The following is a 25,618-nucleotide window of genomic DNA, read 5'->3' as shown; positions in this document are numbered from 1 at the left end:
TAAATTAATTTGATGAAATCATTCGTCTTGCAGGGTTGCCAAAGTATGTACCTGGTTCCAGTACATCTTTGATGACCACGGCCCCAACGCCAATGTGGGTATTGTCCACAACATTGAGGCGTGGGGATATGGTGGCCTTTGTGCCCATAAATATGTTGTCACCTATAATGGACCCTCCACCCACATCTACGTGCGGCATGATGGAATTGTTTTTTCCGATTGTTGAATCATGCCCGATAATGGTGTCAAGGTTGATTATGCAAAATTCCCCAATGGACACATTGGAACCGATTTTTGCGCCAGGACATATGACAGATCCTTCACCCAACTTGACATTTTTTCCGACCAATGCGGTGTCCGATACGTAAGTGAAAAAAGTTATCTTGTTTCTAAGGAGCTCCACAATCTTCATTTTTGCCTTCAGATCGGCAATGGCGATCAAGACCATATCCCCTTCTTGAAAATCGTAGGTATGCACATTTCCAAGTATTTGATAATCTGAGCCCACATTCTCCAGGGCATTGGGATTATCGTCAATATATCCCATCAATTCCCAGTCGACCTTTTCTTTGGGATGTTGGTCCAGATAGCTTTCCAATTGCCTTCCGAAACCACCTGCGCCAATGATGTAGAGCTTTTTCTTTCGTTTATGGTTTTCCATATGCTAAATTATCCTAATATAATTGTTGGTTAAGGAAAGTTGTTTAGGCAGTGCCCTGAAAGCGTTCCATGGTCACTTCCGCCGAAGCAGATATTCCTTCGGATTTGACCACTTTTAGAACCGTAAGCCACATGATTTTCAAGTCCAGTAAAAGCGAAACATGATCTACATACCATACATCCAGTTCAAATTTTTTTTCCCAAGAAATGGCATTCCTTCCATTGACCTGTGCCCAACCAGTAATTCCAGGTCTCACCTCATGGCGCCTGGACTGTTGCGTGGTATATAGCTTGAGATAGTCCACTAGGAGAGGTCGCGGGCCAATAAGGCTCATATCACCCTTGAGGACATTGAATAATTGTGGAATCTCATCAAGAGAGGATTTTCGTACAATGCCACCTATTTTTGTGATCCTGTCCTTGTTGGGGAGCAAGTTGCCTTCACTGTCAGTTCTATCGTTCATTGTCTTGAACTTTATGATTTTGAATACTTTGCCGTTCTTCCCAGGTCGATTTTGGAAGAAAAAAGGCTTTCCTCCATTTGAAAAATAGAGAAGAATGATCAATAAGATCAATATGGGCAAGGAAATACAAATAAGTATAAAAGCTATTATGGCATCGATGAAGCGTTTGAAAAAACCAGCGTACATATGTTTAGGGTTGGTGTTGTATAAATGTTGACCAAAATTGGCACAAAATTATAAGACAGAAAAACAATATGGATTAAAGTCCAATAAAGGAAGTTAAGATACCATGTTCCAATCTACATGTTCCCTCTTCATAAAAAGCCCATTTGTGTCGGCAAGGGGTTATACGGTCATCATGTTTTCTTTTGATGGCTTACTTTTTTCAACAAGTAAATTTCTGGATATTTTTTGTTTTTTTGAGCTTAACGAAGGTATTTCATCAACATAGTCAACAGTAATGTGGGCATCATTTCCAACATATGACCTGAGAATCGAGCTAAGTTCAGTTTCTCTGTCAAACTTCCCATCATTGTTCACCTTGACTGTGTATTTGGATATGTCCGTCTGGATTACTTGCAGTTGTCTTACTTCGGGAAAATCCAGTACAATACTCATTATCTTAAACGGGCTGACCAATGCTCCCTTGGTGTCAAAAAGGATATCTGACTGTCTTCCTTCGACTGTGTTCAGGACAGGAAAAGGATGTTCTGGTTTTATGGACATAGACCCTACATCCCCTGTATCGTATCTGATCATCGGGGTAGCCTCGTTGAACAGGTCCGTTATCACGATCCGTCCAAGTTCTCCATTTTTCACGGGGCTATCTTCATTGAAATCCAATATCTCTACTATATAGCTTGCCCAATTTATGGTAAAATAGTCACTGCCCATAGGCTGTTGTGCCAATATCCCATTTTCGGTATTCGAGTATCTGGATACCATGGGAACTCCAAAATAATGTCCCATTTTACTTTTGACATGCCCACTCAGGTTTTCCGATATCCCGATTATTGATCCAATGTTACAGTCCAACGGTCCGGAGTTTGTTGAATCAAGATAATCGCATATTTTTTCCAAACCGGAAGGATATCCCAGCCATCCCTTTTTGGAATTATCTTTTTGAAGCCCTTTCAATAAATCTTTTATCTGCTGTTCCTCTAGATTTTCTATATCCAGTTGTACGATATTCTGAAGCGTTGCCAGAAATCTTTTTTTCTTCAATTTTTTTGACCAGAGTCTTAGATAGAGCAGTTTGTCCCCTAATACATATCCGGCCCTTCCGGCAAAGTACAAGGTATCGGCAGTATTTCTACTTTTTTTCTTTTGGGTCTGATGCACCATGAAAGGAGTACCTGTGGAGCCGCTGGTGAAGACGGTGTGGGACGATGTATCCATCTGTAGGTCATCAAAATTGGCCCTAATGACATTTTTGTCCACAACAGGGAAGTTATGGAGGGATTCTTGCCCCTTTAGATGTGCATAGAATTTAGTTTTTGAAGTGGCTTTTTTCAACAGTCCATGAAGATACTTGTCGTTCTTTTTCTCAAGGGCCTGAAAAGATTCCAAAGCAAAAGACTCTTCAATGTCCTGTAGGTTACTTTTGATTTCCCCACCCTTTATGGCATCTTTTGCCCAAAAAGCAAATTGCCTTATTTGGTTTGAAAGACTAGTCTTCATACTTGAGGTTAATGTTTGGGGTTTGAAAAATAGGGCTTTATTTTTTGTAAAAGTACTCAATAAGCTGGTAACTTCTTAGAAACAATTTCAATGGTAATGTCACATTTTCATCAAATTTTTGATGATAGTACATATCTACATACATACGATCCAAATTGAACAATGGATTACAAACTCTTTTTGCTTATGATTTTTACCCATACTTGGACAAGGGTTTCTGTCCTTTGAAAATTTCAGTAAAGGAATATTTCAACCTGGTATGATTTTCTTTTTTTGGTTTGTCACTCAAAGTGTTTTTTTTGCGTTTCATCGATATTATCCATCAAAAAACCCCCTCTAGCTGTAGTGTATCATAAATTTGTTTATGAATACTTATACAACCTATTAAAAATCAACCTCCCATGAGTAAAAAATTACTTTTTCTATATTTTTTCCTATTTAGTGTTTTTGGGGCTTTTGCCCAGAATTTGCATTCGCAAGCCAATGCGGCATCAATTGACAATGAGGCCAATTCTACCACAGGTTGGACAGGTACGGGTAATATCACTTCATCGACGACCAATCCTTTTCAGGGCACCTATGCCATAAGTTTGGTGGCAACTCAAGGGAATGCATCGACAGGTAGGAATATGTCCTACACTTTCAATGCGGTGGTTGGTCAGGTATATAACATCAGTATTTGGGCTAGACAGGGTAACCTTGCCAATAGTCCTGCATTTGCCAATTGGACTGGTTTTGCAGGTTTTGCAACAACTACGATAAACTCGGCAGCTTGGACACAATATAACTGGTCTCTCACAGCAACCAATGCCACTCCTGTGATAAATGTCTATTCATCACCAATCAGTGGAAGCCAAGCGGGCAACCAAGTGTTCGTAGATGCTGTTTCGATTACTACTCCCAATTCCGATAATCAACCCCCAACAGCCGTTGTTGTCTCATCATCCAACACTACTTCTACCGGGACCCAGCTTTCTTGGACCGCATCTACTGATAATGTTGGAGTAGTGAACTATGAGGTTTTTCAAGATGGAAACAGTATAGCCAATACGGGTACCACCACTGGGTTCAATGTGACCGGACTAACGCCGAGTACAAGTTATAACTTTACAGTGGTCGCTGAAGATGCTGCAGGAAACCTTTCGCCCGTCAGCAATGTTGAAACGATAAATACCTTGAACCCACCCGATACACAGGCACCAACAGCTGTTGTACTTTCTTCTTCGAATACCACAACAACGAGTACTGAGCTTTCATGGACCGCATCTACCGATAATGTTGGGGTGGTGAACTATGAGGTTTTCAGAAACGGGAACAGCATTGCCAATACGGGTACAACCACAGGGTTCAATGTGACCGGGCTTGCACCGAGTACAAGCTATAATTTTACGGTGGTGGCCGAGGATGCTGCAGGTAACCTTTCTCCATCAAGTAACATTTTGAGCGTGACCACGGATGGAGTCCCAGACAATGAGTCCCCTACTGCCGTTGTTGTCTCGTCATCCAACACTACTTCTGTCGGGACCCAGCTTTCATGGACCGCATCCACGGATAATGTTGGAGTAGTGAACTATGAGGTCTTCCAGGACGGGAACAGCATTGCCAATACGGGCACCACCACTGGGTTCAATGTGACCGGGCTTGCACCGAGTACAAGCTATGATTTTACGGTGGTGGCCGAGGATGCAGCAGGTAATCTTTCTCCTGTAAGCAATACGGTAACCATAGTGACTTCTGTTGGTAATGGAATTGTTGACTATACTTCCGAAAATGCCAATATTGAAACAGTGGATTGGACAGCAAGGGACTTATTCGCAGATAGGAACATTGGTATAGGAACAACCGATACCCAAGGATATAGATTGGCAGTGGCAGGGAATGTGATAGCCGAAGGCGTAAAAGTGGAATTGCAAGGGAACTGGCCCGATTTTGTCTTTGAGAACGGATTTGATTTAATGGACCTTTGGAAAGTAAGAGCCTTTATCGCAGAGCATGGACATTTGCCCAATATTCCAAGTGCCGAAGAAGTCCAGAAGGAAGGTATAGATCTTGGACAGATGAATGCCAAATTGTTGCAGAAAATAGAAGAACTTACACTGTACATTCTATCCCAACAGAATGAAATTGAAATATTGAAAAAAGAGAACTCACAGATCAATGACATTTTGAAAAGAATAGAAGAGTTGGAAAAAGGCCAGCAAAACAGATAATTTTCGAATCGTTTGTTTAAAAGATGAGATTCCAAACCATAACAGAAAAATAAATGCCCAGTATATCTTGCTCTATGATAAAAAAATACTTTTTCTACATCAACGCCATTTGCTACTTGTTCTGTTTGCAAGTAAGTTTCGGACAAAGTATCCGAAAAAGTTTTGACGAAATGACGGACTATGAGATAACAGAATTGGTCAATGCTTTTTACGAATTGCGAAACGGACCGGACCTATTCAACGATTTGGCTCAGTTCCATGCCCAGTTTTTCAATTTTGATGAAACAGCTGATCCTACCCGATTGGATTTACACTTTAATCTTCCCGATGAACCGGAAAGGGAAATTTTTCTGGCTTGGCACAGAAGGCAAATGTTCGAAATGGAACAAGCGGTAAAAGAAATAAATCCCGAGATTAGTCTTGCTTATTGGGATTCTTCGGAGTACCAGTCACCAACAGATGCACTTTGGGACGAAGAGCTTTTGGGAAGTTTCAATGTGAATTGGAATCTGGGGAGAAATTTGGCAGAGGACGGTCCGCTTCCCACACCATTGAATGTGAGCAATCTCATGGCGATGAACAATTTTTTCGAATTCTCGAACGAACTGGAAAGGCGCCCTGTGCACAGGGGTGCTCACGTATGGACCGGTGGTGCCATGCCCACTCCATTATCCCCAAGAGACCCTGTGTTTTATTTTCACCATTCATTCGTGGATAAAATATGGAAGGATTGGGAGGACATGCATGGTACTTCGTCATTCATAACCACATCCATGTTGAGATATGATGGGACTTATGTGTTTGATGGGGAGACTTTACCCTTGGTCGACCCCAATGATATTACGGATTCCAGGGTATATGGAGTGTTTTATGGGGAGGATGGACTTGCCGAATTGGACAACTATATTGTGAGCAATGCGTATAACCCAGAAGAGATTTTCTATTATCAATTCAATATACAAGCAGGTAATAATTTCATTGTGCCTGCCGGTACCGTTGCCAGATTTAAATCTGTGAACGAGATCAATCTTGTTCCCGGTTTTGAAGCGTCGCCTGGATCTTCGTTTGAAGCTATCATTGATACCGAAAATGGAGGTATGATGAATAGATCTTTTTCCAAAGGAGCCATCACCCGTGCCAAGAACCCATACCCTTACTCTGAAAAGATCAATGAGTCCATTGTTTGGGAAGAAGGGGGAGACCTTTTGGATGACAAACCCATTATCCTTACTGCTGCTCCAAACCCTTTTACTGAAAAAATTACCATTAAACTGAACAAACGTAAGGACTGTGTGATAGAGGTGTTCAACATGATGGGGATGTTGATCAGGGAAGAGGCTTTCCAGAATACGGACACCATGGTCATCAAAAACCTATATGGATTGTCTTCTGGGTTTTATGTGATCCGGGTCACGGATTCCAATGGGGAGATTTTAGTGGTCAAAAGGATAGTAAAGATGTAATGTAGGCCTTAATGGAATATATAAAAAAGGGGAGCAAAATTGGCTCCCCTTTTTTATATATGTCCTACGGTCAGTGTTTGCCATGGTCCATCTTCTGGGTCTCTGGATCACGGTACTTACAGCACTCGGGCAAATTGTCGTAAACCTCCTGCGGAGCCGTAAAACCCTCGGAATCGTGGCCCACTTCTGCTATTTGCTTTTTGATGTCATTGATGGAACATTTTCTTTCATCAATGATAGCTTCAAACGCTTTTGTGTCTGCATTCCAAGTGGCAAACTTGACCCCTTTCATTTTTATGGCAGTCTTTTCTATCCGGCTTTTGCACATCCCGCAATTGCCTTTTACCTCAAAGCTGACCGACTTGTTCTTTTCCTGGGCATGGCCAATTCCCATTACAACCAGAGCCAAAAGTGTAAGTAGTGTTGTTTTCATTTTATCTGAATTAAATTTTATATCTAAACCCTGCGTAGTAGGTACTTCTAAGTACGGGGGCATACAAAAGGGTACTGTCAAAATAAGTGCCAAAGGGATCGTTACTTGACAAAATTGGGGAATCTTGTGTAAAGTTCCCCATGTTCTCACCTCCTACGTAGCATTCAAACTTATTGGAGAACACCTTAGTGACCTGGGCATTCATCAACATGTACGAGGAAGAGTGGGAGGGGAGCTGGAATTCTTCGGGATTCGCAGTTGTGTTGGGCAATCGCTGTCTGCCCAACCAATTGGTGGTAAAATCAAACCGCCATTGGGCACCCTCGCGTACTTTGGGCGTTTCATAGCTGAGATTGACAAAAAAACGATACGATGGTTGTAGGGGCTTGTCCAAGGTACCACTGGTATAATCTGTGGCCACATCAAAGAACTTGTAAGTGGACCTGAGGTGAAAATCCTGAAGTACTTCGTAGTTCAAATCTACCTGGAGGCTGTTGGAATAGCTTTTCCCTTCGAGATTATAGAATGATATCTCCCTGGGGTTTTCCCAATCCACCACAATCTGGTCCTCGAACTGGGTCCTGTAAAAATCAACGGAAAAATCCAGCACCCTGTTCCAAACATATAGTTTCTGGATAAAGCTCACCCCATAGTTCCATGCTTTTTCAGAATCCAACCCATAATAGTTGCCACCAGTTCCATCGATCACGATTTGTCTTGACGATGCGAAGAGTTGTTGGTTCTCGGCAAAAATATTGGCACCCCGTTTCCCCCTGCCAAAAGAGGCCCTGAAGGTGGCCTTGTCCCAAAGGGAATACCTCAGGTGGAACCTAGGGGTCAAGAAATTGCCCAAATTGTTGTGGTGGTCCGCCCGAAGGCCTGCCTCAAAGCCCAAACCCTCCAAGTTGTCAAAGGTATATTCGAAAAAGGCACCCACGGAATTGTCCGTACGGCCATAAGCTGTTGTGTTCACCATTTCGCCAAATGTGTCATGCGTATAACTGACACCTGTTTTGAACTTATGTTGGGTGCTCCCGATAATGCTGTTGAAAATAAGATTGGAATAAAAGGACTTGTGGTTGATGTCGTATAGGTTCAGGCCATAATAGGAATCCTGATCATGTGTACTATAGGCTGTTTGGAACCCAAAACTTTGATAGGGTAGGTCTGGGAACACATAACCCAATTTGGCCGATAGATCCAGTCGGGAAGTGTTGATTTCGCTCCCCCATGCATTTGTGGTGAGTTTATCGGTATCAGGGTCAAAATCCGTTTGCCCCATTTCTTTGTCATCAGCGAGGTACTGGATGTTGGCATAGGCCACCCATCCGTTCTCGGGGTTCAGGTATTGCCACCGGTTCATCAAATTGACCTGGTTGGCCAACGGGGTATCCAGGAACGAATCCCCATTATCATCGATATGGCCATTCCTCAAATTGGCATGGACATATAGGCCTACCCCTAGCTCATCCGTGATATTGTGGTTGAACCGAGAGTTGAATTCATACCGTTCATAATTGTTGGCATACATGTTCAAAAAGAATCGCTTGTCTATCAGAGGCTTCATAAGTTCGGTATTGATATGACCGGAAATGCTCTCAAAGCCGTTCAGCACACTCCCAGCACCTTTGGTGATCTGAATGCTCTCGATCCATGATCCTGGGGTAAACGACAGGCCAAAAACTTGGGAAGCCCCCCTAATGGAAGGCATGTTTTCTTGGGTGAACATCAGATAAGGACTGTTCAGTCCCAGCATCTGTATTTGCTTGGCCCCTAAAATGGCGTCGGACACATTCACATCCACAGTAGGGTTGGTCTCAAAACTTTCGGAGAGGTTGCAGCAGGCCGCCTTGAGCATTTCCCTGCTATCCACGGCCACCACATTCTGTACCTTGAACAATGACTTTTGGATGGGGGCCACTTCTTTTTCCACGACCACCTCGTCCAGGACCACATTGGGATAGAGTACAATGTTCCCTAAATTGGGTCGGTTGACAGGAATGGTATCCGAACGGTATCCCATGGAGCTGATGACCAATTGTCTTATGTTCGATTGGTAGGGAGTGTTGAAGTTTCCTTCAAAATCGGTAGTAGTGCCAATCGTACTGGAAAGCCAATAAACACTTGCGTTGGCCACCGGTATGGTTTTTCCTTTCTCACTATACTCCAAAACCCTTCCAGAGACCTGAAATTGGGAATAAGATAAAACATTGATAAAAAGCAGGAAGGTGACCAAGGGAAATCTCATCCTCAGTGGATTATATTTGTCATAAAACTACACTTTTCGTGATTCATAAATCGATTATTTCCACTATTTTAACACTGGATCGCAGTTCATAGATTTTTTTGGCTTTTGGCAGAATTAAAAATCATGATGAGTTGTCAAACAGTAATTTTAGTATCGCATTTTATGGATGGATTATTGTGCTTGAAATGGTAAAAAATTATGCCATTACTTTTTTGGGTGTTGTCTTTTGTTTTCTTTTTGCGTGTAGCGCAATTCCCCCGAAGAATACAAAGACCCAAATTCGGGTAATAAACAACAGCAGTTTTTTCTTGAGCCATGTATCATTGTTTTCAATGACCTTTGGAGATTTAAAACCCAAGGATACATCAGGTTACAAAGAACTCAGTTATGACCCATTAAGGCACGATCCCCTTATCTATTGCATCATTGAAAAAACCAATTATGGTAGATACCTGAAAATCCCGGAGGAAAGTACGAAGTACTACACCTATGTGGTGGACAGTTTGAACAATGGTATAATATATGTCAGCTCTTATGCTGGCGACAAATAATGAACAATTTTTGACAAACTTCTGAGACTTAAAAGTTTACAGTATATGGGAATATTGCACAAACTCCGAAAAAGCGCCTTTTGGTTCGTTGACACTTTGAATGGAGGGAAAATCAGAAAACATTTTGATGAGATCAAATGGGTCTTGGAAAATCCGGAGTCTGATATGAGCAAGAAAATCAAGTCTCAAAACTTATACAATGTCTTGGAACACTCTGCAACCACGGTACCGTATTATTCCAATATTTCCCACGACTCGTTGAGCCTTCATGATTTTCCAATTATAGACAAGCAAACGGTGAGGGATAATTTTGAACTCTTTAGGAGTCAAACCTATATCAATGCTTATGCCCATGAAGTTACTACCAGCGGATCTACCGGAAAGCCGTTCAAGATTTTGCATGACAAGAACAAAAGGAAAAGAAATACGGCCGACACCTGTTTTTTTGCCGAAAAAGCTGGATATGAGTTGGGAAGTCGGCTTTTCTATTTAAGACTGTGGGACAAACAGTACCAAAAGAAGAAGATGTTGGCCAAGATCCAGAATATTGCCGCTTACTCTGTGGATGATCTTACCGAAGAAAATTTGGCCATGATGGTGTCGGAGATGGAAAATTATGGTTCCAGTGTGAACATCATTGCTTATTCCTCTGCCCTGGACACGGTTTGTAAATATATCGAGGAACATTTGGGCAGACCCCTCAACTGCAAGGTTGATTCCATCATATCCATTGCGGAGGGACTAAGTCTGGACTTAAAGGGAAGAACGCGGAAATATTTGGGTGAAGACCCTGTTTCGAGATATTCCAATAGTGAAAATGGCATATTTGCCCAACAAAAGACCAATAGTGATACAGGAAACTTTGAGATCAATTGGGCAAGTTATCATATAGAACTTTTGGATTTTAATGAAGACAAGCCGGTAAGGCTGGGAGAGAAAGGACGAATAGTCATCACAGATTTTTTCAACTACAGTATGCCTTTGATCAGGTATGATACGGGCGATGTTGGTGTCATGGAAAAGGATTCTGTTACCGGAAGTTTGGTATTCACTAAAATTGAAGGTAGAAAAATGGATATGTTCACCAATACCAAGGGTGAATATGTTTCGTCCCATATCATACATCATATTCTACAATATTCCGGCATTGACCAATTTCAATTTATTGAAGACGAGAAAGGGGAGTACACCATTAAGTTGAAGGTGACACCCTCTTATGACCATAAGGATGAAAAAAATATTATTGAACAGTACAAAGGATATTTTGGACAAGATGCAATAGTCAATGTTGAATATGTGGACAATATATCCCTATTGCCCTCTGGCAAGCGAAAATTGGTCATCAACAACTACAAGCCCAGTGAAAACAAGCTCAATGAGAAACCGAATGTGCCATCAAAATGCAGTGATGCCTTGATTTAATGGTTTTCTCCCAGAAGAGGTTCTCATTTGAGTTCTTCAGAAAGAAGCGAAATCAATTTGGCATTGATGATCTTAACATCGAATTTTTGCTCGGCCAATTCTCGGCTTTTGGAACCCTTGATCTCAATTTGCTTGGGGTTTTCCAAGAAAAACCGCATGGCTTCCACCAGTGAGTCCAAATCCTGTGGGGCAACCAATATCCCATTTTCTCCTTTCACCACAGTTTCCCTACAACCGGGAGAATCCGTGGTGATTATGGGCATTCCTACAGAAAGTGCCTCCAATATGGAACGGGGCACGCCTTCCCGATAAAATGTGGGCAATACAAAAATATCTGAGTTGAAAAGGAACTCGGCAACATTCTTTTGCCGTCCATGATATACAATGGTGCCTTGTTCATTGAGTTTGTGCAATTGTTCCAAACGAATCGCGGAAGGTGACAGATCCGGTTTGCCTATGACGTGGAATTCCGCATTTGGAAATTCCTTTTTAAGCAAACTTGCCGCCTCGATGAACAAGTGGATACCTTTTTCCCTGATCAATCTGGCCACAAGTATGAAGATTATTTTATCCGTTGTTTTATTGTTGACGCGGGTAGGGTATAAGTTAAGGTTTACTCCAGAACCACTGACAAAATCAACTTTGTTGTCTTCTTTGATAATGTTTCTTTCTAGAAAGAGTTCATGGTCATCCCTGTTTTGAAAAATGACCAGCTTGTTCTTTCTGATGGAAACTTTGTAAAGTAATTCGGTTATTTTTTGCAATGTCCTTGCTTTTTTGGATGTGCCAGTAAAAGTAAAGCCCAAACCGGTGATCAATGAAACAGCAGGTATTTTGGACATATTGGCTGCGATGGACCCATATATTACAGGTTTTATGGTGTAAGGAAAAACCAGGTCAATGTCATGGGCTTTGATTATTTTTCTCAGTTCGAGAATGGATTTAAGATCTTTGAGCGGGTTCATGCCAGTCCTTTGTAATTGGTATTCCAGTGGAATGGCTCCCATTTCTGTCAATTTGCTGTGGATTTCCTGGCTCATGTCTGGTGCCACCCCATACACCATAAAACCGTTCTTCAGTAAATCGGCAATAAAATCTCCTCTAAAATGTATCAAGGAGTTGGCATATGAGCATATGATCAGAATTTTTTTTCCTACCATTATTTTGTTTTTGTTTAAATATGTGTCCCCAGATAGATGTTCCAGTACCATTTTTGGAAACAGTAAAAAGCCCAAACCCTAAATGTATTGTCTTGTTTGCCACTAAGGTGGTTTCGCACAAGTTTGGTTATCTCTTCTTTTTTGAAAATACCCTGCGTGTCTATTTTGTGGGGCTCGATATAGCTTTCCAGTTCCTTTTTAAGGCTACTTCTAAGCCAATCACCCAGCGGTGAGCCAAATCCACTTTTACTTTTCTCCAGGAACTGATCGGGGAATTGATCCTTGAAAGCCTCTTTTAGTATATATTTTTTATTCCATCCCTTCATAAGGAAACTCTCTGGAAGACTGTTTGTGAATTCCCATAATTCCCTGTTGAGGAAAGGGGCGCGGCACTCAAGCGAATTCTGCATACTTGTCCTGTCCACCTTTGGCAGCATACCGCCTTCCAAACTCACTATTTTGTCTATTTGCCTGAAATGGGTCAAGGAAGTTGCCTTTTCCAGATTGAGCCTTTCTTTGTATTCCGAGAATATGTTCGAATCCAAAAGATTGGGTAAAAGTATTTCTGAAAGTTGATCATGCGTGTTGGCAAGTGAAATAATGTCCCAGTAAAACTGGCCATTATAATCTATACTGTTGAGGAGCTTTCTTAATTTGAACCGCTTTCCCCGATTGTCGTCTTTTGTTGTCAATACGGAATTGGCCAATTTTCTGAGCGGTTCATGGACACTTTTGGGTACTATCTTTGTATAACGGTCGTTCATTTTGCCGATATAATATTTGTTATACCCTCCAAAAACTTCATCACCTCCATCACCAGTCAATGCAACGGTCACAAATTCGCGCGTCTTTTTTGAAACGAGATAGGTTGGTAGTGCAGCGGTATCAGAAAATGGTTCGTCAAAATTTAAGAGAATTTCATGGACATTGTCCTTGAGGTCATCCTCATCGATAACAAACTCATGGTGATTGCTGTTTATCAACTTTGCAACCAGTTGTGACTTATCCGTTTCATCGAAACTTGCTTTTTTAAAACCGATTGAAAAAGTTTCAATTCTTTTATCGGTCGCTTGGGATAGACAGAGCGAGATTATGGAGGAATCTACTCCACCTGAAAGGAAGGTGCCCAACGGAACATCGGAAACGGAACGACTTTCAACACTTTCGTAGACTTTTTGCTTTACTTTTTCTTGTGCCTCACCAAAAGAAATGTTGATGGTTTTGGGTGTAGGCTCAGGGTTTATTTGTTGAATGGTAACTTCATGGGAAAGGACATTATATTCCATGTAATGATTGGAGTCCAATTTATGGATGCCTTCATAAATGGTATGTGGAGATGGGATATAAGTGAGCCTAAAAAAAAGATTAATGCCTTTAGGCGATATCTGGGGTTTCGTGTCCATAAGATTTATGATGGACTTTAACTCTGAAGCCCACATAAATTTGTTTTTATACTTTGTATAATAAAGCGGTTTCTCCCCAAAAAAGTCTCGGGCAATATAAACTTTGTCAATGTTTTTGTCATGTATGCTAAAAGCGAACATTCCATCTAGTTTTTTGAAGGAATCCGGTCCTTCCAGTTCATAGAGCTTGAGGATTACCTCTGTATCGCTGGTGGTTTTGAATTTGACCCCTTTGGCTTCAAGTTCGGATTTTAGTTTACGATAGTTATAAATTTCACCATTGAACACTATCGCCATCTGGCCATCATCGGAATAGATGGGCTGTTTTCCAGAAGTAAGGTCAATGATGGACAGCCGCCTCATGGCCATGCCTATGGAGCCATGTGGGGAAACATCAACATAAGTACCGTCCTGATCGGGACCCCTATGTATGATGAGATTGTTCATTTTGGTCAAAAGACCTGTCATCTCATTTTTTGAGGTCTGCTCTGTGGTTAATATTCCATTGATTCCGCACATAGGTATGTTGGTGTTTTTAGCTTAGATGTAAATTTTTAATGTAACTCGTTATGGAGTTTTTAGAATCAAAGTACAACGCTCTGTCAAAAGCCATTTCTTTATATTTTAAAAAGAGGGCCTTGTTTTCCATTAGCATTTCCATGGCCTTTGCCATCAGGACCTCATTTTTGATTGGGACAAGAACCCCAAACTCGGCATGTTCAATTGAATTTTCCAATTGAAAATCTATAGGGGTCTGTGGGGCCAAAATTTCTCTGGGACCAGAAATACAATCCGTTGAAATGACAGGGCACTCGCAGGCCAAAGCCTCAATGATTACATTGGGCAGACCTTCATTGTTTGAGCTAAGGACAAAAACGTCAGAAGCGCCCAAATATTTAAAGGGATTGTCTGTAAAGCCCACAAAATTGACCTTGTCATCAAGGCCTAATTGCTGGCTCAACTGGGTCAGATGTTCCCTGAGCTCTCCGTCCCCGACTATGGTCAAATGCGCATCCCGTTCCTTTAATTTGGCAAAGGAACGCAGTAAAAGTTCTTGGTTTTTAACGTGATAGAGTGTCCCTACTGTTATGAAATTGAACGATTTGGATTTTGTCAGGTTTTCAAACCCGGATTTGGATAGATCATTGATTTTCTTAATGGGATAGGGATTGAAAATGGTGACAAGTCTTTCCTTTTTGATACCATAGTTATCCATCAGGTCCAATCTGATCTTGTTGGATACGGTAATGACCTTGTCAGCCTTATTGTACAAATATCGGATGATGATTTTTTTCACCCTTGCATATTGTCTTTCATTGGCCCTCCATAGGGATTGATATGTGTGCTCACTGAGTACGACCTTGGTCTTTGACCCCAAGACTTTTGTCAATGCTGCGATGTAGTTGGGTTGTGTCAATAAGGATAATGAAACATCGATATTATTTTCCTTGCAAAAGGAATAGTACCTATGAACACTCATTAACTTATCCAGAAGATTCCTTTTTTTTCCTTTGGAGAGCACCTCGATCTTGATGTTGTCGGGAATGTCATACACAATGTTACTTGTTAGGAGCACGAGATAAATTTCGAACTCTTGTGAAAGTTCCTTGGCCAACACAGAGGCGATTTTTTGGGCACCACCATGGCTCAGGTTATTGATGAAAATCGATAGTCTTTTTTGGGATCTCATTATATCAAGAAGTACCTGGGTTAAATAGTTTCAAGTAAACTGTTGTATTTGGACATAATCACCGTGGATCCATACTTTTCATAGACCGATTTGCTTACAGTCTTTGGTGCCCACTGTTGTAGCGAAGATAACACCAGGGTTATCTTATGGGCAAAATCTTCGATGTCTTCGGCAATATAACCGTTTACACCATCTTCGATGATTTCGTCAATTCCGCCCAAAGCCCTATAAGCGACCACTGGGGTTCCAACGGCACAGCTCTCCAGAAGCGCATTGGGAAAACCTTCCACATATGAGCCTTGAACAAAAAGATCGCTTTCACATAAAAAATCCGACACCTTATTGGTATGAGGGACGTGTGTCACCTGTTGTGAAAGGCCAAGTTCCTCCAGTTTCTCAAATATGCTGTCCTTTTCGTGACCGTTGCCTATGATCGTATAGTGGAAGGGAAGGTCGAGCAACTTCAAGGCCTCCAGTATTCGTAAGTGCCCTTTTTGTTTGGCCAGTCTTCCTACGGTTATCAACTTGAATACATGCCCTTTAGAAAAATCACCTGGCTTCTTTAAATTGAAATCACCAGTGATCGGATTGTTTATGACCTGTATTTTCAAAGGATCAATGTTGAAATTTTTGATCAAATCATTGGCCATATCATTGGATTGACATATGATTTTATCCAACAATGGATAACATAGTTTGATATAGTTGGGGAAGTTTATCCATCTTTTCTTAGGAGTATGCGAATAATTTTTCAAAACACTGAGCACATTGACCTCCCTGCCAATAAACTTTGTTTTTCTGAAAAAGGGAGAAAGCAAGGCCATGATGGTATTTAGGTGGCCAATTGCACTAAGTACGATATCAGGTCGATTTTGCCTAAGATGGGCATATAGTTTTGGCACGGAGGCCAGTACCCTGGGTTTGTTCAAATAGTGCAGGTCAATTCCCTCAATGGTGAACTGGGAATCCTTTTCAAAACCGATGATCACGAGTTCAGCCTCGAACTTGGAAGCATCTACATTCTGGGCCACATAGGAAATAACCCTTTCAGCTCCGCCGGCCCCCAACGACGGAAGGACGAAACAAACCTTTTTTTTGGTGTTAACTGTCATTCAAATTTAAGGTTTTGGCTTTAAATCAGGCTTAAAGGATTCGTCAAGAATTTCTAGGACACGTTCTTTGTAGCTTTTAGAAAAATCCATTTCTTGATTGCTTACATAGGTTTCCAATGCCCTTGTTCTATAGGATTCAAAGTCCATGATGATCTTTGCGGGATTTCCCCCGATGATATGGCCTGATGGCACTGATTTTGTGACTACACTTCCTGCTGCTATAATGACGTTGTCCCCTATTTTCACTCCAGGGAGTATGATACTGTTCATCCCAATGAAGACATTGTTTCCAATGCTGATTCTTCTGAAGAGTTGGCGTCTCCCTTTTTGATCACTGATCAACCAAGTGGAACCATCATGATTGATGAACCTGACCCCATGTGTCACGGTCACTTTGTCCCCAATTTTGACCAGCCATGGTTCGGAGCCGAAATCTCGGATATAAATTCTACAGTTCTTTCCGATTTCCACTCCAAGATGCCTTGCATAGTCCTCATTGTTCTTAGAGTGGCGATGGTAATATGCCATTAGTTTCTGGAATAACTTTTTCATTGCAAAAGGTGTTTTTTTTGTTCTATTTGATTTTGTATCCACATGGAGATGAACAAAATAAAGGCATGGGTGAAAAAAACATGGGATGCCATGAGGAAAAAAAACAGTCCGATGGATTGCATCAATAAGTTTGGCGCATGGTTGAAAAGGCGTAAACTCAAAACCAGCATTCTTGCATAGAAGATGACAATCACAATGAACGGGATGAACCCAGCCTCCCCCAATACCAGTAAAAAAGTATTGTGTATACCTACTTTCTCGCTAAGAAAGGATTTTGAAGTGAAAGAGGTGAACCCACTCCCAAAGAAAGGCTTCTCACCAATGTCGTTGAAATATTTGCTCCATGTATCCGTTCGCGAATCTTCGTTCAACTCACTGACCGTTACTTCCTCATTGCTGCTCGTAAGTGCTTTGAGCTGTTCTATTCTTGGATTCTCGACAGGCAAGAACTCACTGAATACCAATAGCAGGGACAGAAGGCCGAACCCGTATAAAAAAATCCTGATGTTCTTGATGTTTATTTTTAAAGAAATCAAATTGAGCAAAATCCAAAGTGCAATAAAAGTTCTTGACAGGGTCAGCAGCCCCATGATCGTAAAGATTATCTGGGCCAGTAGGCGAAACCTTTTGTTCTCTATGGAATAGGCCAGTGCATAACCTGATATGCAGATAAAGCCAGCGGCATTGGGATTGATATAGAAGCCACTGAACCTACCATAGTCAGCAGAGCCTCCTCCCAAAAATGCAGCATGCAAGAATATCGTCGTTGCGCCCAATAATAGGACCACCAAGAATTCACGATTGGAAGTTCTTTTAACGACTTCATAACCACCAAGAATAATGATGAAATACTTTATGGTAACATTTAAAAAGTACCCGGTGTCCTCATAATACTGTAAGCCAGAAATGGAAAAATAAAGAATCCCCAGAACTATCATCCACAAATTTGCTTTCCCTTTATTGACAAAAAAGTAATAGACCAGCAACAGGATGAACGACAGATAGCTTGTGATTGAACCTATTGCCCCCCCTAGATACACTAAGGCTCCACTGGAGACATTCATTACAAATAAATAGAGAACGATATATCGTAATGCGGTCATCATTCTGTTCCTATGATTTTGTATTGCTTATAGGTAAAATAGAGATATATAAAACTACTTATAGTGATGACCAAGGAAGTACTTATTGCGAGCCCGTACACACCATACAATTTCATGAAGATGATATTAAAAACAATGTTGGCTATCAAATTATACAAAGAGACCCAGGCCATGAAGCTGTTTTTGTTGATACTGGTAAGAAACTTCCCCAAGAGATTCCCACACAAGTAAAACGGCACATACACCAATATTATTTGCTGTATCAACGAAACTGTATAGGTATCCTTACTGGTAAATTCGTTCTTTTCAAATAGGAATTTGATAATATCATATGAAAAAATAAAAATAATCAATGTTACGACCAGTCCTGCAAGAAAAACAACTTTTAAAATCCTAAAAAGATCTTTGAAGGCCTGTAGCCTATCCTCATTTATTTTTTTTGAAAAATAAGGAAGAAGTACGGTCCCCGTGGCTATCATGGACAAGGTAAGTATAAAAGACGGAATCTTTATCCCATAGTTGATGGCGGAAATAGATCCCACGACCAATTGTGCCGCAAAGAACTGATCGATGAATTGGTTCATGCCGGTCAAAAAACCAGAACTGATTTTTGGCGGAAGCTGTTTGATCATCATTCTAGTGTTGTCATTGATCAGGGGAGGGCCAAATAAAATGAGTTTATGTTTTAAGGTCACCCACAACAGAAAAACAAAGCCGATGAGACTTCCAACCAAGGTCCCGATGGCCAAGACCATTTCGCCGATGGCTTCTTTGAAGAACACCAGAAAAACAATGGTACATATCGCAGTGAAAATAGGATATAGAGCAGACGAGAGGAATTTGGTGTCTATGTCCAAAAGAGCGCTAAGAAGTGACGACCCTCCCCAAAAAAGGAGGCAAGGGGTCATTATATAGAGCTGTGATTTAGTGATGGAATAAAAATAGGGTGTATGGCCAGGAAAAACAATATCTAAAAAAAAATGACCAAATAAGTATGTGAGTCCCATGAAGACAAGGACTATGGCAGAAATCAGAAGAAAGCCCAAGGTCTGGAAACCGCCGATGTTCTCGGTCTTGCCAACTTTGATTTCTGTAATGTAATTGGGTATGAAGATGTTTTTTACCGAACTGATGAAAACTGCCTGGATAAAGGAAGGTATCAAAATGGCCACATAAAAAGAATCCAGAAGTTCCGACAAACCAAAACTAGAGGCAACAAAAGTTTCTTTGTAGAAGCCGGCCAATTTGACAAAAAGGGTTATTGAACCAACAATTACTATATTGCGGACAACCGAGATTTTAAATTTGCCTTTTAATCTTGAAAAAAGTGCCTTTATACCCATCTAAGTAATTGTTTTTTCAATCGGCAAAAGGACACTTTCAATTACTTTTTCCCATTTTACCGTTACATACTGGACCTCAAATTTAGAGGTTGTGTCCATAGCTTTCTTAGAGAACTTGTCCCGCAATTCTGGGTTGTCCATAAGTTCCTGCAATTTGTTTCCGAACTGTTCCATATCACCGACCGGTGTCAGAAACCCATTGTCACCATCATGGATCAACTCGGATGGTCCGGTAGGACAATCTGTGGATATGCAAGGGAGTCCAAAGTGCATGGCTTCTATCAAAGCATTTGGGAAGCCTTCATAGTTTGATGAAAAAGCAAAAATTTTGGACCTATTGTAAAAGTCATGTATGTTATTCTTTCTTCCCAACAGGAACACATTGCTCTCAAGTTTGAGCTCAACTATTAGGTTTTCCAGTGATTTTCGTCTTTCACCTTCTCCAATGATGATCAATTTCCAGTCCTTGAAGTCCAAAGTGTGAAATGCCCTGATAAGGAATGCCTGGTTTTTTTGGTCATGTAACTTTCCAACATTCAAAACCACATTCTCTTTTGGTTGGTTTTCTTTGCGGTTCTTGGTAAGGTCTTGTGAAATGGGATTGGGAAGTACCCCGATTTTCCGAGGGTCTATCAGGTCTTTATAAAAATCTTTTATAAGCTCTGTCTGGACTACAAGAAATCCTGCATATGGATAGGTTAATCGTCTGCAAAGTTTCCAAAACCTAGGCGTTGCGTCTGTATATGGATTATTGCGCTCGCTAACGATGCATGGGATCTTCAATGTTTTTGCCGCAAGAATGGTCAGTACATTGGCCATGGTAATAAAACCAATTACAAGTTCTATCTGATGGGACTTTAACATAGATGTCAATCTCCTGTATAGTTTATAGTTCAAGATCAGTGAATGCAAAACCGTTTTGGAGGGTGGAATTTCATCCATGCAAGAGATTACTTTTACCGAGTCATCCAGCCTGTATACCGTTTCTCCCTTTTGAAAGGTGAAAATGGTCACATCATAGTTATGGGAAAGCGATCGGGAAAGTGTGGTCACAACTCTTTCGGCTCCACCAGAAGTGAGCGAACCGATTACAAATGCAATTTTTTGTTTACCTCCCATACAGTTGTTTTGTGGCACTAGGAATTTTTAGACAGTTCCTTCAAACGTTGTTGAACTTGAAATACTATAATACATATGTTATGTACCAATGGGAAAAACAATTGGGGCTAAATCGGTATTGGAAAATAGTCCCGCACTACAACATGATATAGCGTTGTGAAGTAGTGCGGGACCATTGCTTTAATTTACTTGGGCGATTGCTTTTCCGATTTGATGGTACTCTATGCCCATTTGCGAAAGGGAAGTTTCATCATATTGGTTCCGACCATCAAATATGATAGGTTTATTGAGTTGCTTTTTCAGTTCGTCAAAATCCGGGGTTCTGAACTCTTTCCATTCAGTCAACAGAATCATTGCATCCGCTCCAGAGATTGTTTCATATTTGGAATCAAGATAGGATACGTTCTCCACATCTTTCAGGTAGAAGTGCTGGGCCTCACCCATGGCCTTTGGGTCATATGCCCTAATTTTTGCGCCACGTTTGACCAGCTCTTTGATGATATAGATAGCAGGTGCTTCCCTCATGTCATCGGTGCCTGGCTTAAAGGCTAGGCCCCAAACGGCAAAGGTGTAGTTGGATAGATTTTCCCCAAACCTTGCTATTATTTTTTTTGCGATGACCAATTTTTGAACATCGTTCACATCTTCAACGGCTTTGATCAGATGGGGCGTATACCCATTTTGTTCAGCAGTTCTTTTGAGTGCCTTAACATCTTTTGGAAAACAAGAACCGCCATATCCACTTCCTGGATAGATGAAACTGTATCCAATCCTGCTATCAGATCCAATGCCTATTCTTACCTTGTTCACATCGGCACCTACCAATTCACAAATGTTCGCAATTTCGTTCATGAACGAAATCTTTGTGGCCAACATGGCATTGGCAACATATTTGGTCATTTCTGCAGATTTCACATCCATGGTTATCAACCTATCCATACTGCTCCTAAAGAAAGGGGAATAAAGGTTTCTCATTTTGGATGCCGCTGCATCACTGTCCGCCCCTACCACAACTCTGTCGGGCTTCATGAAATCACTGATGGCATCACCTTCTTTCAAAAATTCTGGATTGGAGACTACATGGAACTCGATATCAACTTTTCTTTTTTCCAGTTCGTGGGCAATTGTGTCATGCACTTTTTCGGCGGTACCTACAGGAACTGTGGATTTATCTACCACAATGAGTGGGGATACCATCTTCTGTCCAATTTCTTTGGCTACTTGTAGCACATATTTTAGATCTGCAGAACCATCTTCGCCCATGGGCGTTCCAACTGCAATGAAGGCAATGTCGCAAGCTTTGAGGCTTTCTCCCAAATCGGTACTGAAAAACAAGGTTTTGTTCTTGATATTTCGATGTACCATGGGTTCCAAACCGGGCTCGTAGATTGGGATGACCCCATTTTTTAAATTTTCAATCTTTTTGGAATCGACATCTATGCATGTTACGGTATTTCCCATTTCTGCGAAACACGTTCCACTTACTAAACCAACATAGCCTGTTCCAATTACGGTTAATCTCATCGTCTATTTATTAGATTTTGGTGTTTATTGAAAATGTTTACTTATTAAATTCTTGTCTATAAACGACAACCAACCTGAAAGACCTGACGGTTTGGATGACATTTGGGGCAAAAGAGTCATAGCGATTGTCAAAGACATGTATCATGGTCGTGTTTATTGTCTTTTTCGGCGTGCAAAGTTTCAAAAAGGTTTTCATTATTCATCAAAAACAATACAAGATTCCATTATACTCGATAAAGGGGCATTGTATTTCCATAACTATAACATTATATGTTATAGAAGCTCTTGTACCAATCAATGAAATTACCTACACCTTCCTCAATAGATGTATTTGGTGCATATCCGTAATCGTTTATGAGTGAGGAGACATCTGCCCAAGTTTTTTCGACATCACCCGGTTGTATCGGCAACATGTTCTTTTGAGATGTAATGTTTAGCTTGTTTTCAATGGCAGAAATGAAATCCATCAACCTTACTGAGTCATTGTTACCTATATTATAGACTTTATATTTTTTGTCCGGGTCATAGCTTTCTGTATGATCATTCTGTATGATCCGCACAACCCCCGTCACAATATCATCTATATAAGTAAAGTCACGTTCCATCTTCCCATTATTGAACACTTTAATGGGTTCATTGTCCAAAATAGCCTTGGTGAAAAGGAACATGGCCATATCCGGACGGCCCCATGGCCCATAAACGGTAAAAAAACGGAGGCCTGTTGTTTGAAAACCAAATAAATGACTGTAGGTGTGGGCCATAAGCTCGTTGCTTTTTTTCGAGGCAGCGTACAGGCTGATCGGGTGGTCCACATGGTCAGAGGTCTCAAATGGTACTTTCTTGTTCAAGCCATAAACACTGGAACTACTGGCGTAAACCAGATGTTTTATTCCATTGTTTCTACAGCATTCCAGAATGTTTAAAAACCCAACAATATTGCTGTCAACATAACTTTCCGGGTTTTCAAGGCTGTAACGCACACCGGCTTGTGCAGCTAGGTTGCAAACAACATCGAACTTTTCAATTTCAAAAAGTTTGGGTAACTGTTCCCGGTCTTCCAGATTCATGCGAACAAATTGAAATTTTTCAGAGGAATCACTTTTTACCGGCACATTAAAGGATTCTGCCTTTTCCCTGTTTATGCCCAATTGTTCCAGTCTGGCATATTTTAGATCCACATCATAGTAGCTATTGATATTGTCCAAACCAACCACGTAATGTTGGTTTTGCAGTAGTTTTTGTGATACATGGTATCCAATAAAGCCTGCTGCGCCTGTCACAAGAATTTTCATAGAGAATGTTGAGGTTTCAAATTTAGAAAAAGATGAACAAATGTTCTTGGATTGTATAACGGAATAAACAGGAAAATATTTATTTCGATTTCTTCGATTAGGCACGTCTTCATTTTGCCAATAGATGTTAATGAAAACTGTATTTCATCGATTATAAGGTCTTTTTTTGTTAAAAAAATCGATGAAGAGATCCATTTCATCGTTGTTCTACGTAACATCGTGGAATTATTGGTCTTGATTTTACTGAAATGTTCAACAATCTTAAAAATAAAAACTGTAGTTGTTTTTTAAATAAAATTGCATTTCATCGAATAAATCAGTTTTTCATCTATTTTTTTTAAGTAAACATTAATTTTGAATCCCGAAATCATTTTTGACATGAAAAACCTCAAATTGTACTGGCCCTTATGTTTCTTTGCCCTGCTTCTTACACTCTCTTGTGGGAAAGATCAAGATTTATTTGCAGAAGCTATAGAAGATAATATAGATAAGGAAATTGACGATCAAAAGGACCAAGAAGGACAAGTTCCTGATGATAACAATCAAGAGCCTGATGGTAACCCAGTTACAGACCCCGGTGCTGCAACGGAATTAAAGGCATTTCCTTCTGCATTTGGTGCAGGAGCATATGCCAATGGCTTTAGAGGCGGTCAGGTAATACATGTCACTTCTTTGGAAGATGACTACAGAAATGTAAGTGAAGGCACATGGCGCTGGGCTATAACCAGGGACTTCCCAAGAATCATAGTCTTTGACGTTTCAGGTGAAATTGAACTTAGTGGTCGAATTGTCCTTAGCAATAGAAACTCGAATGTATACGTTGCGGGTCAAACATCGCCAAACGGTATCATGATCAAGGGATATAGCATGTACGCTTCCAATTTGAACGAGGCGGTTTTCAGGCATATGAAGTTTTATGGGGATCCTTCAAAAGTGATAGCCCCTAACGACCCTTCATCCGCCAGGAGACCATTGATTCAATTTGTTTCACCCGAAAATGTAGTGGTCGATAACTGTGATTTTGTCTTTAATGCCAATGAGGCCATGAATTTTTGGAGCAGTGAGAACTTTGTTGCCGGTGGTGCAACCATGCAACATTGTCTCATAGGTGAGGGAGACACTGGAGTCCTTATGGGAGGGGATGAATGTAATACGAATCTAGGGGGTGAGTATTCGGCAATACAAAACTTGTTTGTCCACATTAGTCATCGGCATCCAAATTTTACGGCCAGCGTGAAAGGGGAGAGTATAAATAACGTGGTATACAATTCAAGGGCAAGATTGTCACGTGTGAGCTGTACGGCCCAAGCCAATTTTTATGGAAACTATTACAAGGCAGGGCCTGCAACGTATTTTAGTATTGCGGACAGAGTCAATCTTGTCAGGGACGATGATGGTGCAAACGTGTATGTGGATGACACCTATTGGTCATTTATGAGCGGAGTGGTGGAAAGTACTTCAGATACCCCCACAGACATTTTTAATGCAGCCCAGAGTGGTACAAATAGGGCCAAAACATCCCAGCCACCAGTTTCATCATGGAGTCTGGCAAGTCCGGTTGATTTGGCTGGATTGAGACCTGATATTATGCAGAACGGACAAGCATATGAATATGTTCTTGGGAATACGGGTGCTAGAAAGTATTTAAGCTCAAATGGCTCCACGCGAATTATATATGATGCCAAACAGGAACAATATATAGCAGATGTAAGGAGTGGGAACAATAGCAATGGTTCGGGCAGTGATTATGGTTTTGATATGGGTAGATATGACCCGCCAACAATTCAAAGAAGTTCAAGGTCGGAATCTTATGACACAGATATGGATGGGATGCCAGATGTTTGGGAAGTAGCCAATGGACTTAACCCAGATATTGATGACAGTTCAGGGGATATGGACGCTGATGGTTATACCAACCTTGAGGAGTTCCTGAACTTGATCGATGTTTAACAATGACCATATATTCTTACAAAGAAACAGGGGGCTTAAGCCCCCTGTTTCTTTGTATATAGGTGATATCTTTGAATGGAATACATATGAATATGTTGGTATTTGGATAATTTTCCTTTCTTTAGTTTAACACTTAATCGATTTTTTTTTGTCTTGGGCGAATAGTGGGTCAAAATAACCTTTGAGGCCAATTTTACTGTTACTTTTACTTTTGAGAACAAAAATCTCGCCTACTTATA

General features: G+C 40.9%; 20 protein-coding genes. 5 read left to right on the top strand and 15 right to left on the bottom strand.

Annotated elements, in window-relative coordinates; all coding sequences use genetic code 11:
• Positions 1–4: 4 nt before the first annotated feature.
• The 3 genes from DB398_RS12585 to DB398_RS12575 all read right to left on the bottom strand — a co-directional run bounded on the left by DB398_RS12585 (position 5) and on the right by DB398_RS12575 (position 2,804).
• On the bottom strand, positions 5–661 hold the full coding sequence (locus tag DB398_RS12585; RefSeq protein ID WP_108424743.1) for an acetyltransferase: 657 nt from the start codon (positions 659–661) through the stop codon (positions 5–7).
• Between the two features lie 43 nt (positions 662–704).
• A complete protein-coding gene (locus DB398_RS12580) occupies positions 705–1,310 on the bottom strand; it encodes a sugar transferase (protein WP_108424742.1) in 606 nt (201 codons plus the stop codon).
• A 159-nt stretch (positions 1,311–1,469) separates the two neighbouring features.
• A complete protein-coding gene (locus DB398_RS12575) occupies positions 1,470–2,804 on the bottom strand; it encodes a phenylacetate--CoA ligase family protein (protein WP_108424741.1) in 1,335 nt (444 codons plus the stop codon).
• Positions 2,805–3,205: 401 nt separating this feature from the next.
• Between DB398_RS12575 and DB398_RS12570 the strand changes: the two genes are divergently transcribed.
• Both DB398_RS12570 and DB398_RS12565 read left to right on the top strand, forming a co-directional pair.
• Positions 3,206–5,014, top strand: a complete 1,809-nt coding sequence (locus DB398_RS12570) for a fibronectin type III domain-containing protein (RefSeq protein ID WP_108424740.1) — start codon at positions 3,206–3,208, stop codon at positions 5,012–5,014.
• 74 nt (positions 5,015–5,088) lie between these two features.
• A complete protein-coding gene (locus tag DB398_RS12565; RefSeq protein ID WP_108424739.1) occupies positions 5,089–6,477 on the top strand; it encodes a tyrosinase family protein in 1,389 nt (462 codons plus the stop codon).
• 70 nt (positions 6,478–6,547) lie between these two features.
• Here DB398_RS12565 and DB398_RS12560 read toward each other — a convergent pair whose 3' ends face one another.
• Both DB398_RS12560 and DB398_RS12555 read right to left on the bottom strand, forming a co-directional pair.
• Complete coding sequence (locus tag DB398_RS12560) at positions 6,548–6,910, bottom strand: heavy-metal-associated domain-containing protein (protein WP_108424738.1); 363 nt, start codon at positions 6,908–6,910, stop codon at positions 6,548–6,550.
• 10 nt (positions 6,911–6,920) lie between these two features.
• Positions 6,921–9,158, bottom strand: a complete 2,238-nt coding sequence (locus tag DB398_RS12555; RefSeq protein WP_108424737.1) for a TonB-dependent receptor — start codon at positions 9,156–9,158, stop codon at positions 6,921–6,923.
• 332 nt (positions 9,159–9,490) lie between these two features.
• On the opposite strand from DB398_RS12555, the gene DB398_RS18365 reads away from it, so the two are divergent.
• Positions 9,491–9,709 carry a hypothetical protein gene (locus DB398_RS18365; RefSeq protein WP_159076429.1) on the top strand — a complete coding sequence of 73 codons (219 nt, stop codon included), beginning with the start codon at positions 9,491–9,493 and terminating at the stop codon, positions 9,707–9,709.
• 45 nt (positions 9,710–9,754) lie between these two features.
• Positions 9,755–11,131, top strand: coding sequence for a phenylacetate--CoA ligase family protein (locus tag DB398_RS12545; RefSeq protein ID WP_108424735.1), 1,377 nt, complete (start codon positions 9,755–9,757; stop codon positions 11,129–11,131).
• A 23-nt stretch (positions 11,132–11,154) separates the two neighbouring features.
• Here the strand turns inward: DB398_RS12545 and DB398_RS12540 are convergent, their stop codons facing one another.
• From DB398_RS12540 to DB398_RS12495, 10 genes are all read right to left on the bottom strand, one after another.
• Positions 11,155–12,291: a glycosyltransferase family 4 protein gene (locus DB398_RS12540; protein WP_159076428.1), complete on the bottom strand. Its 1,137-nt coding sequence runs from the start codon at positions 12,289–12,291 to the stop codon at positions 11,155–11,157.
• 14 nt (positions 12,292–12,305) lie between these two features.
• A complete protein-coding gene (gene asnB / locus DB398_RS12535) occupies positions 12,306–14,213 on the bottom strand; it encodes an asparagine synthase (glutamine-hydrolyzing) (protein WP_108424733.1) in 1,908 nt (635 codons plus the stop codon).
• 16 nt (positions 14,214–14,229) lie between these two features.
• The gene (locus DB398_RS12530) at positions 14,230–15,384 is read right to left on the bottom strand and encodes a glycosyltransferase (protein WP_108424732.1); all 1,155 of its coding nucleotides are present in this window, start codon (positions 15,382–15,384) and stop codon (positions 14,230–14,232) included.
• A 20-nt stretch (positions 15,385–15,404) separates the two neighbouring features.
• Positions 15,405–16,496 (bottom strand): glycosyltransferase, encoded by a 1,092-nt coding sequence (locus DB398_RS12525; protein ID WP_108424731.1) that lies wholly within the window; start codon positions 16,494–16,496, stop codon positions 15,405–15,407.
• 6 nt (positions 16,497–16,502) lie between these two features.
• Positions 16,503–17,048, bottom strand: a complete 546-nt coding sequence (locus tag DB398_RS18680) for an acyltransferase (RefSeq protein ID WP_108424730.1) — start codon at positions 17,046–17,048, stop codon at positions 16,503–16,505.
• Positions 17,045–18,154, bottom strand: a complete 1,110-nt coding sequence (locus DB398_RS12515) for an O-antigen ligase family protein (RefSeq protein WP_108424729.1) — start codon at positions 18,152–18,154, stop codon at positions 17,045–17,047. The genes DB398_RS18680 and DB398_RS12515 overlap by 4 nt, the downstream gene beginning before the upstream one ends.
• Positions 18,151–19,494, bottom strand: coding sequence for a murein biosynthesis integral membrane protein MurJ (murJ, locus tag DB398_RS12510; protein WP_108424728.1), 1,344 nt, complete (start codon positions 19,492–19,494; stop codon positions 18,151–18,153). Before murJ ends, DB398_RS12515 begins: the two co-directional genes overlap by 4 nt.
• Positions 19,495–20,613, bottom strand: coding sequence for a glycosyltransferase family 4 protein (locus DB398_RS12505; protein WP_108424727.1), 1,119 nt, complete (start codon positions 20,611–20,613; stop codon positions 19,495–19,497).
• Between the two features lie 180 nt (positions 20,614–20,793).
• Positions 20,794–22,137, bottom strand: coding sequence for a UDP-glucose dehydrogenase family protein (locus DB398_RS12500; RefSeq protein ID WP_108424726.1), 1,344 nt, complete (start codon positions 22,135–22,137; stop codon positions 20,794–20,796).
• Between the two features lie 266 nt (positions 22,138–22,403).
• Positions 22,404–23,429 (bottom strand): NAD-dependent epimerase, encoded by a 1,026-nt coding sequence (locus tag DB398_RS12495; protein ID WP_108424725.1) that lies wholly within the window; start codon positions 23,427–23,429, stop codon positions 22,404–22,406.
• A gap of 378 nt (positions 23,430–23,807) precedes the next feature.
• Here DB398_RS12495 and DB398_RS12490 point away from each other — a divergent pair, with 378 nt between their 5' ends.
• A complete protein-coding gene (locus tag DB398_RS12490; RefSeq protein ID WP_108424724.1) occupies positions 23,808–25,379 on the top strand; it encodes a hypothetical protein in 1,572 nt (523 codons plus the stop codon).
• Positions 25,380–25,618: the final 239 nt, after the last annotated feature.

It is taken from the genome of Flagellimonas amoyensis (genome assembly GCF_003058265.1).
In the GTDB taxonomy this organism is placed as follows: domain Bacteria; phylum Bacteroidota; class Bacteroidia; order Flavobacteriales; family Flavobacteriaceae; genus Flagellimonas; species Flagellimonas amoyensis.
Note: the sequence above shows the minus strand (reverse complement) of the source record. Positions and strands in the feature narration are given on the sequence as shown.